The organism is Azospirillum sp. Marseille-Q6669 (assembly GCF_965111635.1).
On the sequence record NZ_CBCOOP010000001.1, the window covers coordinates 1860496 to 1878176 of the forward strand.

General features: G+C 64.4%; 14 protein-coding genes. 6 read left to right on the forward strand and 8 right to left on the reverse strand.

Annotated features, from left to right (window positions below; translation table 11 throughout):
* The first annotated feature begins 7 nt into the window (after positions 1-7).
* A complete protein-coding gene (locus ACWPXE_RS08200; protein WP_454017412.1) occupies positions 8-1684 on the forward strand; it encodes an ABC transporter ATP-binding protein in 1677 nt (558 codons plus the stop codon).
* A 95-nt stretch (positions 1685-1779) separates the two neighbouring features.
* The gene (locus ACWPXE_RS08205; RefSeq protein ID WP_454017413.1) at positions 1780-2283 is read left to right on the forward strand and encodes a hypothetical protein; all 504 of its coding nucleotides are present in this window, start codon (positions 1780-1782) and stop codon (positions 2281-2283) included.
* Positions 2284-2332: 49 nt separating this feature from the next.
* Here ACWPXE_RS08205 and ACWPXE_RS08210 read toward each other — a convergent pair whose 3' ends face one another.
* The 3 genes from ACWPXE_RS08210 to ACWPXE_RS08220 form a co-directional block, all read right to left on the reverse strand.
* Complete coding sequence (locus ACWPXE_RS08210; RefSeq protein ID WP_237905535.1) at positions 2333-2554, reverse strand: hypothetical protein; 222 nt, start codon at positions 2552-2554, stop codon at positions 2333-2335.
* A 189-nt stretch (positions 2555-2743) separates the two neighbouring features.
* The gene (locus ACWPXE_RS08215) at positions 2744-3256 is read right to left on the reverse strand and encodes a GNAT family N-acetyltransferase (protein WP_454017414.1); all 513 of its coding nucleotides are present in this window, start codon (positions 3254-3256) and stop codon (positions 2744-2746) included.
* Positions 3257-3440: 184 nt separating this feature from the next.
* The gene (locus tag ACWPXE_RS08220; RefSeq protein ID WP_454017415.1) at positions 3441-4499 is read right to left on the reverse strand and encodes an IS630 family transposase; all 1059 of its coding nucleotides are present in this window, start codon (positions 4497-4499) and stop codon (positions 3441-3443) included.
* Positions 4500-4726: 227 nt separating this feature from the next.
* Between ACWPXE_RS08220 and ACWPXE_RS08225 the strand changes: the two genes are divergently transcribed.
* Entirely contained in the window at positions 4727-5599 is an 873-nt protein-coding gene (locus ACWPXE_RS08225; protein WP_454017914.1) for an IS5 family transposase, read from the forward strand.
* A 143-nt stretch (positions 5600-5742) separates the two neighbouring features.
* On the opposite strand, the gene ACWPXE_RS08230 is transcribed toward ACWPXE_RS08225, so the two are convergent.
* The 3 genes from ACWPXE_RS08230 to ACWPXE_RS08240 form a co-directional block, all read right to left on the reverse strand.
* Entirely contained in the window at positions 5743-6534 is a 792-nt protein-coding gene (locus ACWPXE_RS08230; RefSeq protein WP_454017416.1) for a DUF3891 family protein, read from the reverse strand.
* Between the two features lie 608 nt (positions 6535-7142).
* Positions 7143-7580 carry a hypothetical protein gene (locus ACWPXE_RS08235; RefSeq protein WP_454017417.1) on the reverse strand — a complete coding sequence of 146 codons (438 nt, stop codon included), beginning with the start codon at positions 7578-7580 and terminating at the stop codon, positions 7143-7145.
* Positions 7581-7970: 390 nt separating this feature from the next.
* Positions 7971-9995, reverse strand: coding sequence for an ELWxxDGT repeat protein (locus ACWPXE_RS08240; RefSeq protein WP_454017418.1), 2025 nt, complete (start codon positions 9993-9995; stop codon positions 7971-7973).
* A gap of 512 nt (positions 9996-10507) precedes the next feature.
* Here ACWPXE_RS08240 and ACWPXE_RS08245 point away from each other — a divergent pair.
* Positions 10508-11995, forward strand: coding sequence for a SulP family inorganic anion transporter (locus tag ACWPXE_RS08245; RefSeq protein ID WP_454017419.1), 1488 nt, complete (start codon positions 10508-10510; stop codon positions 11993-11995).
* A 522-nt stretch (positions 11996-12517) separates the two neighbouring features.
* Here ACWPXE_RS08245 and ACWPXE_RS08250 read toward each other — a convergent pair.
* Positions 12518-12910: a nuclear transport factor 2 family protein gene (locus ACWPXE_RS08250; protein WP_237905541.1), complete on the reverse strand. Its 393-nt coding sequence runs from the start codon at positions 12908-12910 to the stop codon at positions 12518-12520.
* Positions 12911-13251: 341 nt separating this feature from the next.
* Here ACWPXE_RS08250 and ACWPXE_RS08255 point away from each other — a divergent pair, with 341 nt between their 5' ends.
* Together ACWPXE_RS08255 and ACWPXE_RS08260 are read left to right on the forward strand one after the other, a co-directional pair.
* Positions 13252-14652, forward strand: a complete 1401-nt coding sequence (locus ACWPXE_RS08255; protein ID WP_454017420.1) for a selenium-binding protein SBP56-related protein — start codon at positions 13252-13254, stop codon at positions 14650-14652.
* Positions 14649-15317, forward strand: coding sequence for a hypothetical protein (locus tag ACWPXE_RS08260; protein ID WP_454017421.1), 669 nt, complete (start codon positions 14649-14651; stop codon positions 15315-15317). The genes ACWPXE_RS08255 and ACWPXE_RS08260 overlap by 4 nt, the downstream gene beginning before the upstream one ends.
* 568 nt (positions 15318-15885) lie before the next feature.
* On the opposite strand, the gene ACWPXE_RS08265 is transcribed toward ACWPXE_RS08260, so the two are convergent.
* On the reverse strand, positions 15886-17667 hold the full coding sequence (locus ACWPXE_RS08265) for a cytochrome c biogenesis protein DipZ (RefSeq protein WP_454017422.1): 1782 nt from the start codon (positions 17665-17667) through the stop codon (positions 15886-15888).
* Positions 17668-17681 lie beyond the last annotated feature (14 nt).

Here is a 17681-nt window from a genome sequence, read left to right on the forward strand (position 1 = left end):
AAGAGCCATGCTTCGCCGCTTCCTCTCCTACTACCGCCCCTTCACCGGCCTGCTGGTCCTCGACATCGTCTGCGCCGTCCTGTCGGGCCTGCTGGAGTTGGGATTCCCGATGGCCGTGCGCGCCTTCGTGGACCAGCTCCTGCCGACCCAGGACTGGCCGCTGATCGTCGCCGCCACGGTGGCGCTGCTGGCGATCTACATGGCGAACGGCGGGCTGATGGCCATCGTGACCTATTGGGGCCACATGCTCGGCGTGAACATCGAGACGGAGATGCGCCGCAAGAGCTTCGACCATCTGCAGAAGCTCTCCTTCAGCTTCTACGACAACAACAAGACGGGCCATCTCGTCGGGCGGGTCACCCGCGACCTGGACGAGATCGGCGAGGTGGCGCACCACGGCCCCGAGGACCTGCTGATCGCAATCATGACCTTCGTCGGCGCCTTCATCCTGATGGCGGTGGTGCATCTGCCGCTGGCGCTGATCACCGCGGCCATCGTTCCGGTGATCGCCTTCGTGACCAGCCGCTACGGCGGGCGGATGACGAAGAACTGGCAGTCGCTCTATTCCCGCGTCGGCGACTTCAACGTCCGCATCGAGGAGAATGTCGGCGGCATGCGCGTGGTCCAGGCCTTCACCAACGAGGACCACGAGCGCAAGCTGTTCGCCGAGGACAACGACCGCTACCGCACCACCAAGCTCGCCGCCTACAAGATCATGGCGGCCTCGACGACGCTCAGCTACATGAGCATGCGGCTGATCCTGATCGTCGTCATGCTGACCGGCGCCCATTTCGTGCTGGTGGGCGAGCTGACCCAGGGCGGGTTCTTCGCCTTCCTGCTGCTGGTCAACACCTTCTTCCGCCCGATCGAGAAGATCAACGCGGTCATCGAGACCTACCCCCGCGGCATCGCCGGCTTCCGCCGCTACACCCAGCTGCTCGACACCCAGCCGGACATCGCCGACGCGCCCGGCGCCGTGGCGGCCCCGCCGCTGAAGGGCGACATCCGCTTCGAGGGCGTGTCCTTCGGCTACGACCCGGCGCGCCCGGTGCTGAAGGGCATCGACCTGTCGATCAAGGCCGGGTCGACCGTCGCTTTCGTCGGGCCGTCGGGTGCCGGCAAGACGACGATCTGCTCGCTGCTGCCGCGCTTCTACGAGGTCATGGCGGGACGCATCACCATCGACGGCCTGGACATCCGCGCCATGACGCTGGCCTCGCTGCGCCGGCAGATCGGCATCGTCCAGCAGGACGTGTTCCTGTTCGGCGGCACGATCCGCGAGAACATCGCCTACGGCCGTCTCGGTGCCGGCGACGCGGAGATCATGGAGGCGGCGCAGCGGGCCCATCTCGACGGGCTGATCGCCTCCCTGCCGGAGGGGTTGGACACCGTCATCGGGGAGCGCGGCGTGAAGCTGTCCGGCGGGCAGAAGCAGCGCCTGACCATCGCCCGCATGTTCCTGAAGAACCCGCCGATCCTGATCCTCGACGAGGCGACCTCCGCGCTCGACACCCAGACCGAGCGGGAGATCCAGAAGTCGCTGATGGAATTGGCGGAGGGGCGGACCACCCTGGTCATCGCCCACCGCCTGGCGACCATCCGCAACGCCGACGAGGTCTATGTCGTCGGCACCGAGGGCGGGCTTCAGCGCATCACCCACGAGGAGCTGGCGGCGCGCGGCTGATCGCGCCGCCTCCCGGGGGGCGGAAACGCTCCTCGGCGCGGCACCATCGCTCCGTCGGCCTGTTTGTGGACGTGAGTCACAGGCAGGAGGGCGACATGGCATCGGGCGCCGAGCGCACCGACCCCCGTTTGTGGGAGACGGTGAAGGCAAGCATCTTGAAAGGCGGCAAGGGCGGCGAGCCCGGCCAGTGGTCCGCCCGCAAGGCTCAGATAGCCGTTCAGGAATACAAGCGGTGCGGCGGCGGCTACGCGGGGTCCAAAAGCGCGGACAACAGCCTGAGGCAGTGGACCGACGAGGAGTGGGGCACGGGCTCAGGCAAGCCGAGCGGGGAAACGGGGGAACGTTACCTCCCCCGGCAGGCCCGCGAGCACCTGTCCAAAGCGGACTACCGGCGCACCAGCGACAAGAAGCGCGCCGACACGAAGAAGGGCAGACAATTCTCCAAGCAGCCGGACGACGTTGCCCGGAAGACGGCGCCGTTCCGGCACCATGCCGACGAGAACGCGACCCGTGCGGCCCTCTACGAGAAGGCAAAGCAGCGGAACCTGCCCGGCCGGTCCCGCATGAGCAAGGAGGAGCTGCAAAAGGCACTCTCCTGACCCGTCACGCGTTCGGCGCTCTCCCGGCTTGGAGAAGACCGTGCACGGGTTACTCGCGCATCAGCGTCGGCAGGTCCATGGCGACGCGGCCGATGTCCTCGCGGCGCAGGTCACGCGCGGCCAGTTCGGCCCTGCTCAAAGCCGACAGCTCACAATAGACGGTATAGGCGGCGGAAGCCTCGAACCAAGCGCTCACGAACTCACGGACGCCCTTGACGATGCCCGACAGAAGACCGTCGTGATCGGTGTGCGAAGCGGTGGTGTAGGCCATGGTGCATCTCCCTCATGTCTGATGGAGACGACCTTACACTGGCATACCAAATACCAGATACGCAGAGTGTGCAACGCAGCGAGGCAATAAAATTACAGCCAACTCAAGCATCTGTCCGGCGAATTGTTGGAAGATAAAATATTTCATGCACTCTTCATGGACCCCGGAGCGGCGCACAGCGAGCCGCCATCAGAGCATTTTCCTCATGGCGCAACGCTGTGCGATGGGGAGCCCGGCCCGCTCCTCCGCGTCCAGAACGGCGCGCAGACGGGCCCCGAGCTGCCCGTCATCCAGTGTGACGAAGCCAAGCCTCTGATAGTAGGGTTCGTTCCACGGCACGGCCCTGAAGGTGGTCAAGGTCAGGGAGGGGATGCCATGGCCGGCGGCGTGGCGCTGGGCCGTTTCGATCAATTGCCGCCCGAGGCCATGGCCCTGCTGGTCGTGGTGGACGGCCACCTGCCAAAGGTGAAGGGCATCGGGAGTCACCGTGCCGTTCAGGAAGGCGGCGAGTCCATACCCTGCCAATTCAGCGACGAATGCAACGCCGTCGGCGATCAGGGCGCGATGCCGCTCCTCCGACTGGACGTCGTCGTCGGCAATCCACTCCAGCCCCGCCCATTGTCGGAAGATCACGCCGGAACTGCGCTCGATCCCCGGCAGGGCGGGGGCATCGCATGGGGTTGCCGGTCGTATGCGGATCATTGATGCCCCACTCCCAAGCCATGGATGTCCGAGATACAAAACGGATGGAGCCTTTCGACTCCGCCCGTTTCACGTTGCACGTGGTGCTTCAGCCAAAGAATGATAAGTGAATGTCTTGAAATTCAATGGCGTCAATATTGCTCTCTCATACCGATGGCGCATGAAGGCTTCCATTGCTTGGAATTCATGCGAATTGCGGCCACCAGTGGAACCATGTGGCGGCGCGGATACGGTCGGGATCATCGGCGAGACCGCAGCAGCGATCGGCGAGTGCTTGATCGAGGGCATCGAGATCCTCGAAGTAGGTGTTGGCGATCGTCTCGTTGGTCAGTGGCCAGAGATGCTCGGCGGGCTGCAATTCGGGGGAATACGGGGGTAAGAACTCCAGCGTGATGCTCTCCGGGATGTCCAGCGAGCCGGCGACATGCCAGCCCGCGCCATCGAGGACGATGAGCACCTGCTTGGTGGGCCCGGCCCCGACCTCGCGGGCAAAGGCGTCCAGGATAGCACCGAACATGGGCGCATCGAGGCCATCGACGAGAAACCAGATCACCTGTCCGGTGCTCGGCCGTACGAAGCCCGCGAGATACATCCACTCGAAGCGCTGGTGGCCGCGCGCCACCGGCCGGCGGCCGCGCGGCGCCCACACTCGGCGGAGCACCGGCTTCAGCCCGACGCGATGCTCATCCATCGCCCACACCTCCAAGGGTGTGTCCGGGTCTTCCTGCTGGAGGGCCTGCACACGGCGGCGGAACCGGGCCTTGAAGACCTCCTGGGCCAAGGGATCGGCTTCGGCATGGCGGGGGCGCGGTATTTGGCGGGTGAAGCCGAGCCGGCCCAGATAATCGGTGCCGCGCCGGGGTGAGACGAGCCGGCCAAGCATGCCGGCGATCCACTGGGCGACCGAGTGGCCCGTCCACAAACCGCGGCCGGGCGGCGGATCGGCCAGGCTAGTCCTCAGGCTTTGTCGCTGGTTTTCGTCGAGCAGCGGTCTGGCGCCGGGGTTGAACTGGCGCTGGTCACCCAGCCCCGCAACCCCGGCCTCGTTATAGCGTCCCACGATGACGCTGACCCAGCGCGGCGTGTACCCCGTCACCTCGGCCACGAACTGGGCCGAGCGCCCACTGGTCAGCAGCCAGATGATTTGCAGATGCGTCCGCTCCGTCGCATCCGTCGCGGCCTTGTACAGCCGATGCAACTCATCGGCGTCAAGGTGATGAACCAGGTGAACCTTGCTGCCCATGCCAAATCAGGTGGATCGGGCTCGCCTCAAAGGAAGCCTTCACACGCCGTCGGTATCATTCCGAATGAGAATCTTCTAGCGCAAAATTTGATAAATGGAGGCTTCATTCACTCAAAGAATGATCAGAATCTGATTGGCGTTGGTGCACAGAGGAGAGCCGGACCGGTTGGCGGGGCGGACGTGCCGTGAAGAAGGGCGGCCTTTTCGTTCTGACCACCGCGTCCGCCATGCCCTTCAAGCACAACGCTGCCCATCGCCACCGCATCCCCGAGATGACGTTCCGGGTGACGAATTGGTCGTCCTATGAGGCGGGGCTGCGCCGGCGGGGCAGCCTGACCTTCTGCGATGAGGCCGCGCTTGCCGGCTGGCGGGCGGCTCCTCGGACCATCCCGGGTGGTCAGGCACGTTACGCGGGCCTCGCCATAGAAACCGCCCTTTTGGTCCGCGTGGTGTTCCACCAACCGCTCCGCCGGACTGAGGGGCTGCTCCGGTCTCTACTGGACCTGCTTGGGCTCGACCTGCCGGTGCCCGATCACACGACCGTGAGCCGGCGCTCGGCCATACTGACACCGATCCTGCGGGCCGCGCTGCCGGACGGGCTGGTGCACCTGGTTCTCGACAGCACCGGCCTGAAGGTCTACGGCGCGGGCGAGTGGCCGACCGTCAAGCGTGGCGCCCGGCAGCCGCGGCGTTGGCGAAAGCTGCACCTGTATGTGGACGCAGCGTTCTTGAGCATCGTGGGTGCGGTGCTGACGACCACCGAGGCCGGCGACGCTTCGCAGGTCGGCCCCTTGCTTGAGCATACGGTCATTCCTCCACGCGCCACCGCGGTGCCCAGCGACACCGCTGCCAACAGCCCGACACAGCGCGATCGTCACATCCAACGGATCGCCGAAACCGGACGCATGGGCTGGCAGATGAAGGTCAAATACGGCCGTCGGTCCAGTGGCGAAACGGCTATGGCGCGCGACAAGGGCATCCTCGGTGACCGCTTGCACGCCCGGACACTGCCCGCCCAGCAAGCCGAGGCCATGATCGGCGTCGCCGCCCTGAACCGCATGCTCGAGGCAGGACGCCCGGTTTCGGTTCGCAAGGCGTAACTGGCAGCAGAAAGGACGAACAGACCGACCGACCGCCTCCGTGCACCAACGCTACATTGATCCGGATGGCAACTTGCTGCGGGTCGGCGCACCCATCACGCCAAATACTCTATATGGCTCCAGCCCGAGCGGATAAACCGACGTTACGGATGCCTCAACACAGTTGAGATGGTGACGGGCTCCGCATCGTTCAGCGCCTGACGCATCGCCCGCTCGTCGGTGAAACGGCCGCGCAGGAGCCGTCCCTCGCAGACCACCTCGACATGGTCGGCAGCGAAGGGCCAAGGGTCAACGGCCAGTTCCGTCGGGTCGCCAGACGGTGAACGGAGGTGGATCTCCGTCCGGGCCTCGCCGATGGTCGGAACATTGGGAATGCACGCTTCGCTGGTGTGACCCCATCCGATCTGCAAGGACATGCGGTCCACAGCGGCGACAAGCAATCGGTTGCGCTCGATCGCTGGCGGGGAGAGAGCTGGCGTGTAACGCGGGTTGCCCGACAGCGCCTCGATGCAGGCGCGTTGGAAGCGGTGCTGGTCGTCCAGGAAGCGGCGAACCAGCGCGGCATCCTCCGGCGGCGCCTTGGCGAAATCGAAAAAGCTGCCGTAGATCGTGTCGGCGTGCAGCGAGACGAGAAGGGCCGGATAGCGCCCGAACGCGAGCGCGCGGCGCACCCCGTCCGTCCAAAGGCTGGTATGGATGGCCGCGCCGAGTTCCTGGAAGCTGTGCGGGCGCGCGGTCCGGGGGTTCAGCGTCGGGGAGGCTTCCCAGGACAGCCAACCGATGTCGTGCAGTTCCGCCCCGAGGCAGACCTCCTCGTAGGGTACGGGCGGAGCGAAGACCCCATTGCCCCAGGCGCGGAGCAGTTGGCCCGACAACCAGGCATGGCTCGGCTGTGGGATGGCGATCACATCTTTGCCGACATCGCGAAACAGCATGGTTCATTCCCCAGCTCATGGTCGAGCCCGAAGCCGGCAACCTACGCCCTGTAAACGGATGCTGCCGGGGATCGTCTCTTTGGATGCTGGTGTGCCGGTCGGCCGAATGGATGGAACGCTCGTCCCGCTTACCCAATCACACCAGGTCGGTCATGGACTCATCCGCGTTCCCCTTGGCCTGGTTCAAAAAGCCCACGCTGCCTGGGCAGCATGAGGCGCACCTCCAACCCATTGCGGAGAAGACCCGCTTTGGGTCAAGCCGGGTTCATTGGCTCGGCAGGCTGGACGGCAGCGTCCTCGGGTTCCGCTGGCGCGGTGGGGACGGGCTCCTCATCGTCCTCCTCCGGAGGGCGGCCAACGCAGGTCCCATCAGGGCGGGCGAATGGTGACAAGGTCCGGGGTGCGGGCCGGTGAGACTTCATGGTGCCTCCTCTCCTCACGCCAGAACACGGTCCAAGCGGCATCGTCACGGGGAAATGCTGAAAACCTATTTGCGGCCGGGCGTCTTGGCATACTGAATGTTGAGTAACGTGCGCATGCGGACCGAGACGATCTCTGGCTTGGCCGGATGAAGCGCGGCCCAATCCGACACCGCTGATCTTGCGCGTTTACCGCACGCAGTTGCCGACGATCTGGTAACAGAGGGTGGCGTCGCGGTTCTGGTTGTAGCGGACCTCGACGATGCGGTCCTCACGAAGAACGACCGTGGCCTCGCACCGGTAGGTCCGGACATAGGTCGTCACGTCGGGCTCCCAAAGCAGCGGTCCCCGTGGTCCCAGCCATGGATTGGGCTCCCAATCGACATCGCGGTCGATGAGGGTCTGTTGCCGGCTGTAGACCATGAACTCGGCGTCGCCGCCGGCGGTCATGCGTTCCGGTACGCCGGCACACGCCATGAGATCCCCCTTGCTCATGCCGACCATGGCCGTTGGGGCGCGCAACGCCAGCTCCGCCTGCGGGTTGGCGCAAGACCCCGTCAGGACGGCAACGGCCGCCAGACATCCGCAACGCCGGACCGTCATCGTCCGCACATCGGCAATGGTCATGGCTGCTCCTGATGGTTGGCTGTGTGGATCTACGCCCTGAACAGGAAACAACGGATCGGGCGCAATGGATTTGTTCAACAAGCGTTGCCGACTGGAGCCGTTTGTTCGCGCGTCGTCCGCACCATGTGGTCAGGGCGCCTCAGCGTTCGCCGACATGGGTCTGCTCGATTAACGGGCCGACCTGCGAAGCGCCTCCGGCCGCGGTGGTGGTCAGGACAACGGGGCCGCCCTTCTCCACGGCGCGTTCGACCCCGCCAACCGGTCCGGCTCGCCTCCGTGCACCAACACTCCGTCTCACCAAATGTGAGCCGGAGCCCCTTTCCCGTCTCAGGAAATCCGGTCCCAGAACGGGCCAGAATCTCGGGTCCGACCGCCAAAGATCTCGGGCTACTACAGTTCGAGGCTTGGGTCGATGACCGTAAAGCGGAGGTCCTGTGCCATCGCGTCCAGGACGAGGATGCTGTCTCCGCCTCCGAGATCGACATGCACGCTTCCCCCCAATTCGATAACGTGCTCTGCCCGCCATGCCGCCGTACCGATGTCCTGCTCGAATCCCTTCAGAATGATGACGTCCAGCAGCGGGTCAAGGGCAGTCAGCACATCAGCGCCGCTGCCTGGGGCGAAGAAGAATTGGTCGCTCTCGCCGTCCCGCTCGGCAAGCAGCACATCATCGCCGACACCACCATCCACGATGTCCCGCCCAGCCCCCGGCACGAGGACATCCCGCCCGGACATGCCATAAAGGCGATCGGCACCTTCCGCCCCGTCGATGAAGTCTGCTCCGGCGCCGCCGTTCAACCGATCGTCCCCGGCACCGGCCAAGATGTGGTCGTCACCACCCAATCCATGAATCCGGTCTGCACCATCTCCGCCCAGCAACGTGTCGTTGCCTTCAGATCCTCGGTGGATACCGTCCGGTGCTGCGATGACACCGAGCAGCTTGGCCGTGTGATCCCAATAGTCGTTCCCTATTCCAGGGGGAAGCTCCGCGAGTACGATGGTGCCGTCCGTCGTGCCGTCGGACAGGAAGAACCGATCGGTTTTGGCGACGTAATCACGATCGAACCCCAGCATGTGGCCATCAAGATCCCCGAGGAGCTTGTCGCCGAAGCCTCCCCCCGATGTGTTCTGCACCTTGTGTGTGCCTTCGGGCGTGCCATCGGTCACCCACAGAGCAGCGGGATTGGCCCCGCTCTGGTCCGTCAGAAAGAAGGCCCGGCCGCCGGCAATCTCAATGTCCTGGTACATCCAATCGTTCTGATGAAGTTCGGCGGTGCCCCCAAGTGTGCCATCGCTCGCCAGCAGGCGTTGCGAGCCCGACCAATAGCTTTCGTCTAAGAAGAGAAGGCGATCTCCATCATCGCCGGGCAGTCCCGTATCGAGCCATCCGAGCGGGTTGGCGAGTTCCTGGCTCGGCAGAAAGCTTACCTTGCCAGTAGCCTCTTCCAGAATTCCGATCAGCGAGGCAGAACCTTGTTCCACCCGGTAGGTATCCATGTCGGTTGTGAACACCACATGGCCGTTACGCACGCCGGCGATCCGCTCAAGGTCCCAGCCCTGCATGGTCAGGTCGCCAAGGTAGCGCGTGCCCTCGGACGTGCCATCGGTGACCCAGAAGGTTGAATGACGGACGGCGGTAGGCCACTCCATGCTCCCGGTCCAGTCGATCACATTCGTAACTGACACCACGATCCCCTCGGGCGAGGAGGAATAGCGGACGGCCCCGCTGTCGGGGATGAGGTTCGCAAATGCCGTCGCGGTGCCGTTGGCATTGACGAAGGTGAGCTTGGAAGGCCAGGACGCCGTCCCCTCGTGAAAGGCCACCCCTCCGTCATTCATGCTGACCAGCGTTATGCCGTAGGACCAGGAGGGCAGCGGCGCCATCTCATGGAAGAGGAGAGTTCCGGCGGCGGTGCCATCGGAACTCCAGATCCCATCCTGAGTGTCACCGTCTGCGTGCAGGTAGATCCGGCCGTGTGCAGCTGTCAACGCCGATGGGGAGGACCCTTGTATCCCCGGCATGAGGTCAGCGACCATCCGCGTCCCCGACGCGGTTCCGTCGCTCACCCACAGTTCACGGCCGTGGATCCCATCGTCCGCAGTGAAGAACAGCCGGTTGCCGACCACAGTCAGGTCGTCCGGGGTGCCTGATGCGGCACCGGCCGCAGCGTCGAACATCCGGGTCCCGCTGCTGGTGCCATCCGTGACCCAGAGTTCGCGTCCGTGCAGGCCGTCGTCGGCGGTGAAGAATACCTTGCCGCCGGCAACGACAGCGTCCTGGGGAGCGCTTCCCTCCTCGCCGGGTCTGATGTCGGCAATAAGGCGCGTTCCCAACGGCGTGCCGTCGGTGACCCAAAGTTCAGCGCCCGTGTTTTGCATTGTGGCTGTGAAGACAGCGATCTTCGTTAGTGACATGCCCCCTCCAATCGGATGAAGCATTGATCAGAAGATTGCATGTTGCAGAATGACAATTTTGGGATGAACGCACCCTAAACATAGTTAGGTTATTTCATTTTTATAGTCTTTGTAATTTTAATATTGTGTATGGCCCGTAATGGGGATGCGCCATAGGACAGGCATGATTATACGTTAATGGGGCAAACCAAGAGCCGCTGTCCTCCAAGCTGTGCCGGACCGCAACGGAAGGCTTCGTCCGATGACATCCCAAGCGGGGTCGGGCTCCTGCGGAGTGTCGAAACACAGTAATCCTTTCATGTCCCTGGTTGCCCCAATCAGCGTGATCTGGTAGGGAAGGTGCATGCTGCACCGCAATACGCCGCCTTGACCGATCCGCTTTAGTGTCCTCCGACCCCGCTGGGTCGCCTGGGGATGATCGTCATGTGGCGGGCGTTGCGCCTTCACACATCCTGCCGTGATGCCGGCTGGCTTCTTTGGAGCCGCCGTGCCCCTCCTTTTCCACGAGCTTCATGACATTCAATTTGCAACGACTCCGTACGGAGTGGTTCGGCAACGTGCGCGGTGACGTGCTTGCCGGGCTGGTCGTCGCCCTGGCCCTCATCCCGGAGGCCATCGCATTTTCCATCATCGCAGGAGTCGATCCCAAAGTCGCGCTCTACGCCTCCTTCTCCATCGCCGTGATCATCGCGATCGTCGGTGGCCGGCCGGGAATGATCTCCGCCGCAACCGCGGCCACCGCGGTCCTGATGGTCACCCTGGTGAAGGACCATGGTCTGCAATACCTGTTGGCCGCGACCGTGCTGGCCGGCGTGCTGCAGGTCGGCTGCGGCCTGTTGCGGCTGGGCGTCCTCATGCGCTTCGTGTCGAAATCGGTCATGACCGGCTTCGTCAACGCCCTGGCCATCCTCATCTTTCTGGCTCAGTTGCCGGAACTTATCGGTGTCACTTGGCTTACCTACGCCATGGTCGCTGGCGGCCTCGCCATCATCTATCTGGTGCCGCGGGTGACGCGCGCGGTCCCATCGCCGCTGGTGTGCATTCTGGTGTTGACTGCGCTGTCGGTCGCGTTCGGCCTCGAAGTGCGCACCGTGGGTGACATGGGCGAGTTGCCCTCAACCCTACCGGTCTTCCTGCTGCCCCAGGTGCCGCTGTCCTTCGAGACACTGTGGATCGTCCTGCCCTATTCCGCCGGGATCGCGGTGGTCGGGCTGCTTGAATCCCTGATGACGGCTGCCATCGTCGATGATCTGACCGATACCGGCAGCGACAAGAACCGCGAGTGCATCGGACAGGGCATCGCCAACGTCGCCACCGGCTTCATCGGTGGCATGGCCGGCTGCGCGATGATCGGCCAGTCGGTGATCAATGTGAAGTCGGGCGGCCGGGGGCGGCTCTCCACCTTCTGCGCCGGCGTCTTCCTGCTGTTCCTGATCGTCGCGCTGGGTGACTGGGTGCGCCTCATCCCCATGCCGGCGCTGGTGGCCATCATGATCATGGTATCGATCGGCACCTTCCGCTGGGTTTCGCTGAAGAACCTGAGGACGCACCCGCGCAGTTCCAGCATCGTCATGGTGGCGACCGTCGTTGGTGTGGTGGCGACGCACAATCTCGCCATCGGCGTCCTGATCGGCGTTCTGCTGTCCGGCCTGTTCTTCGCCGACAAGGTGGCCCAACTGTTCCGCGTCACCTCCGTCCTGTCGGATGACGGCACCGCACGCACCTACACCGTCGAGGGACAGCTGTTCTTCGCCTCGGCCGAGAGCTTCACCGCCGCCTTCGACTTCCGCGAGGCACTGGAGACGGTCACCATCGACGTCAGCCGCGCCCACATCTGGGACATCTCCAGCGTCTCCGCGCTCGACATGGTGGTGCTGAAGTTCCGCCGGGAAGGGGCCGAGGTCGAAATCGTCGGCCTGAACCATGCCAGTGAAACCATCGTGGACAAGCTGGCGATTCACGACAAACCGGGTGCCATGGAGCGCCTGCCGGCCCATTGAGGGAGGATGGGCAATGACATGCCTGCTGACACTGGTGGACGGCTCAGCCTACACGCCGAGCGTTTGTGACCATGCCGCCTGGGCCGCCGGGGGAAGTCCGCCGCGCGCCCTGAGTTCACCAGTAGCCTCAGCCGCCATGACACCCTCGGCCCCGACGACCTGGCGGTCATCGCCCGGCGTCGCCGACCGCTCAACCGCCCCCAAGTGCAAAACAACCATTTGGAGCAACATCACCGCCGGCTGAAAGGGCGCGCACGGCCGATGCGCGGCTTCCACCAGCCGAACAGCGCTCACCGCTTCTGCCGCGTTCATGATGAGGTGCAACGTCCTGCGGCCGGCGACCAAGCGCAAGCAGCACGTCCCGGCCGCCCGGCGACGGGCCGTCTATGTCCGGAGAGTCGCGGCTCTGCGCGACATGCTCGCCGTCGCCTAACCAACCGCGCCGGTGGCCGGCCGCCCTGCGCCCACTCGCCAGCCCTGGCGTAGAGCTGACGGAACCCTCAATGGGATAGGAGGGAGGCTTCAGGAAGTTCGAGCAGGCGCGCAGCTGACCTCATCCCATGCTTGAACAGTAAGATGCCGGGCGATCCGACCGTCGCGCAGCTCGAGGGTCATCGCCGACATCACATGGCACCCGTCAGGGTAGGCGCACTCCTCAACGAAGGCGGCGCGGTCCGCCCCAATCACCTCTCGACCGACACGATGCGTCATGTTCCTGGAGCAGACATCGCGCCAGAATGCCGTGATTTCTTCTTTGCCCAACAGCGTCATCGGCGCGCTGGGCGGACGGTTGCGATCGACGATGATCATCTCGGCATCATCGGTATAAAACTGGACCAGTGTGTCGGCATCGCTGCATTCGATGGCTCGTTTCAGGTCACTGAAATCGATGGTTTTCGCTGCCGACGTGGTCATGGCACCCCTCCATGGGAAAGTTAAGGTGCGAAGGTGCCAAAATACGCCTCTGGATGCGGCAAGTCCGCAGCGCGGATGGGTATGGAAAGGCCGTCCTCGCGTTCACGGAGCCCGCAGATCAGGCCATCGGCGTGGGACCTATGGATGTGGATGGCGCATAAGACGCGCCAGGGTTCCAGCACCACCTGACCACCATGCGTTTATCCCAATTATTCTGAACCAAAATAGGGATGACTAAACCCACTTATGGAAGAACCGACAAGCCCCTTTCCTTCGCATCACGAACCTCCGTGTCGCGATACCCTCCTTGTTAGGCGCGTGGCGACTTGAGAGGTTCCTCCATGGCCACTTGGACCCCCGATCCCAGCTTCTATCCGTCTCCACGTATGGCGATGCAAGCTCCCCCGGAGCGGCTGGCCTATGTGGCGATGTTGAACACGGACACCGCCGCCCGCCCGGATGCCCTCGGTGTCGTCGACGTCGATCCCGGCTCTTCGGGGTACGGCCGGATCATCAGCCGCCTCGACATGCCAAATGTCGGTGACGAGTTGCATCATTTCGGCTGGAACGCCTGCAGTTCCGCTTTGTGCCCTTATGCGCCTCATCCGCACGTCGAGCGCCGCTACCTCATCGTACCGGGGCTGCGGTCCTCGCGCATTCACATCGTGGACACCAAGGCGGACCCAGCCCATCCAAAAATCGCCAAGGTGATCGAGCCGGAACAACTGGCCTCCCGCGCCAACTATTCCCGCCCCCACACGCTGCACTGCGGTCCCGAGGGCATCTATGTCAGCGCGCTCGGCAACGGCGGGGGCAATGGCGGTGGGCCGGGCGGTGTATTCCTTATCGACCATGAGACGTTCGACGTGCTCGGCCAATGGGAGATCGACCGCGGCCCGCAGTTCCTTTCTTACGACGTCTGGTGGCATCTCGGCCAGGATACGATGATCACCAGCGAATGGGGTACGCCCGACATGATCGAGGACGGCCTCAACCCGGAACTTCTGCTGGGTGCGAAGTATGGTCGACGAGTCCACTTCTGGGACCTGCACCGCCGCCGGCACCGGCAGACCATCGATTTGGGTCCGGAGTATCAGCTGGCACTGGAGTTGCGCCCGGCGCACGATCCGACCAAGGCGCATGGCTTCATGAACGCTGTGGTCAATCTGAAGGATCTCTCCTCGTCGATCTGGCTGTGGCATCGCGACGGCGAACAGTGGGCAATGCGGAAAGTCATCGACATCCCGGCTGAACCGGCCGATCCAGATCAACTGCCGCCCATTCTCAAAGGCTTCAAGGCGGTGCCGCCGCTGGTCACCGACATCGACCTGTCGCTGGACGACCGTTGGCTGTACGTGTCGTGCTGGGGCACCGGAGAGATGCAACGCTACGACGTCTCTGACCCCTTCCGACCCAAACTGACCGGCTCGGTCCGGTTGGGCGGGATCGTCGGGCGCAGCCGACATCCAAGTGCTGAAGGAGACCTGAACGGCGGCCCCCAGATGGTCGAGGTCAGCCGTGACGGCAAACGGGTCTATTTCACCAACTCGCTGTACCGGAGCTGGGATGAGCAGTTCTATCCCGAGGGCATCAAGAGTTGGATGGTCAAGCTCGACGCCTCCCCGGAGGGTGGCCTGAGCATCGACGAGCGGTTCTTCCTGCGGTTCGACGACGGTTTCCGCGGACACCAGATCCGGCTGGAAGGCGGCGACGCGTCCTCGGACTCGTACTGCTATCCATGAGCGATGCGTGGCAGTGGCTGGCGCTGATCGGCCTCGGCGCCTTTCACGGAGTCAACCCGGCCATGGGGTGGCTCTTCGCCGTAGCTCTCGGACTTCAGGAAGGCCGCCGCGGGGCGGTGGTCAAGGCGCTGCCGCCCATCGCGCTGGGCCACGCGCTGTCAGTGCTGGTGGTGGTGATCAGCTTTACCATGGTCCAACTGGTCATCCCGCCAGATCTCCTGAAGCCGGCCACGGTGACGGTGCTGATCGGCCTTGGTGGCTATCGGCTGGTGCGTGGCTACCGGCATCGGGTGCGGGTCGGCATGCGCACAGGTTTTGCCGGGCTGGCGCTGTGGTCGTTCCTGATGGCATCGGCGCACGGGGCCGGGCTGATGATCCTGCCCCTGCTGCTGGGCATGCTCGCGCCGGCCCAACTGATGGCGCTGTCGCTGTGTGGACCGGGAGCCGAGATGACGGGCATGATTGCCGCACTCGGGTCAGCGGCTGCCGGGCTGGCTGTCGTCCTGGTGCATATGGCGGCCATGCTGGTGGTAATCGCGATCGTGGGGCTGGTGGTCTTCGAGACCGTCGGGCTCGGTATCCTGCGCCGTGGCTGGGTGAATTTCGATCTGGTGTGGGCGGGTGCTTTGATCGGCACCGGGATTGGTCTCATCCTCCTGAGGTGACTGGCTTTGGCGCTACCAACGGCGTGCTGCAGCGAGGTGAGCGGAGCAAGAGATCGCCCCACCCCCGTTGGCGCTCAGGCAACGCGAACGGATTCAGGGCGTCCAAGGTCGAGCATACGGTTGAGGGCCGCGACGCCAACGGCGACCCTATACTCGCCAAACCCTCGACACCGCCAGCCTCCGATGATTTAGGCGCCAACGTCGCGCGACACGGCTGACCGCCGCGAGGGGCGGCAGGCCTTTGCCGGAAAAACGCAAGCCGGTTTACATTGGCTGCTGATGGTTCGGGATGGTGCCGGAAACTTGTATTTTGCATTCTCTCCGGCTTCCGGTGCAGTCGTGATGAGCAGACCGCCGCGGTCATGGACCGGCAGGTGGAGGTGCGTCTGCAACGAAGCCCTGCGGCAGGACCATCAGTTCCGGATGAAGAAGGCCGTGAACGGTGACGGCTCACGGGGGTCGGTGTCATAGACGCAAGGGACTGCCAGGACCGACAGCCCGAGGACGAGGATGATAGCGAGTTTCATCATGGCGGAAATCTCCTTCAGGATCTCCATCGGCGCGGCGCTCAGCCAAAGGTGAAGGCAAAAGCCGCGACACCCGGATCCAGGAAGCGGACTTCGAACGTGCGCTCCCCGATGTCGCGGCTCTGCCGCACGAGTTGGTACAGGCGGGTCTGGGTGACGGTGCCATGCCCTTCGGCGTCGATGTCGGCGCCATGGTTCTCGCCCGGCACTTTGCCGTCGATGGTCACCTGGAAACGGACCGGCTGGCCATCCGCGTCTGGCCCAAGGATCAGGTGAAGGTCACGCGCGCTGAATCGATAGGTGATCCCGCCCCCGGCTTGGTTGAGGGTCGCTTGGTCGGCACCGACCGTCCAGTTGCCGGCCAAGCCCCACTGGTTGAGCCTCAGAGGCTTGGTCGTGTAGGTTCGGGCGCGGTCGCCGCCCATCCCTTCCGGGGAGGCGAAGTTCGACGCCTGCTGATAACCGATGTAGGTTTCTGAGGATCGGATGTGGGCAAGGTCCGGCGCTGCCTGGGCGCCCTTGGCGTCGGGCGTCACGACGTCGTTGGACGCGCTGCGTTCGCCGGCTTCCGCCAGAAGCTCCTGGATGGCCTTTTCGGATTCCTGATAGTTGCCCTCGCCGAACGCGTGGTGCCGGATGCGGCCCTTGGCGTCGATAAAGTACAGCGCTGGCCAATAGCTGTTCCGAAAGGCGCGCCAGACCTTGAAATTGCTGTCGACCGCAATCGGATAGTCGATCTGGAAATCGGTCAGCGCCTTCCGGATGTTCTGGACGTTTCGTTCAAAAGCGAACTCGGGCGTGTGCACGCCGATCACAACAAGCCCCCGATCCTTGTACTTGTCCGCCCACGCGCGGACATAGGGCAGGGCGCGGATGCAGTTGATGCACGAGTAGGTCCAGAAATTCACCAGGACCACCTTGCCCCGCAGCGCTTCCGTCGACAGCGGCGCCGAATTCAGCCACTCTGCCGCTCCGTCGAGCGACGGGAACGTTCCCTTCACCGGGAGGGCGCTCTGGAACGGCCTGCCCGCCGTCTGGACCACGGCGTCGCTCGCCACCATGCTCATTCCAAATTCCTGGCCCAACTCCTGATCCTCCGAACCCAAATTGCCGAGCAGGGCGCGCTCGATCCGGTCGGTGTTGGTGCTCGACAGGTTGGTGAAAAGCCCGGTGTCGAGGCCAAGCCCGATGGCGGCAACCCCCGCGATGACAGCCACGCCAAGGCCCCGGCGAACCCATTCTCCGCCGCCGAGCGACCGCCTCATGGCACCGAACAGCCGGCCGCCGACCAGCAGCGCCAGCGCCAGCGACGTGGCCGCCCCGGCCGCGTAGGCCAGGAGGAGAAGCGTGGTCTGCACGTTGGCGCCCTGCAGGGCCGCACCGGTCAGCACGAAGCCGAGGATCGGCCCGGCACAGGGTGCCCAGAGCAGCCCGGTCGCCACCCCGATCAGAAGCGATCCGCCGAAGGTCGGGGCGGAACCGGGCTCGCCTGCCGTATGCAGGATGCGGTTCCCGAAGGCGACGGCCGGCCGTGTCAGGATGCCGGCGACCCGCGGGGAGGCCAGCCCTGCGCCGAACACGGCGAGCAGCGCCAACGCGACGAGGCGGCCCAGGTCATTGGCCTGGACGGCCCAGCCGCCTCCGACCGCCGCCAGCGTTGCGACCGCGGCGAAGGTGATGGCCATGCCGGCCAGCATCGGCAGAGTGCTCGTGACGAACGGCTTTTCCGCGCGCGCAAAGACGAAGGGAAGAGCCGGCAGGATGCATGGGCTGACAATGGTCAGCATGCCCCCGAGGTAGGCAACAACCAGAAGGGTCATCATCGTTTCCTTGGGGG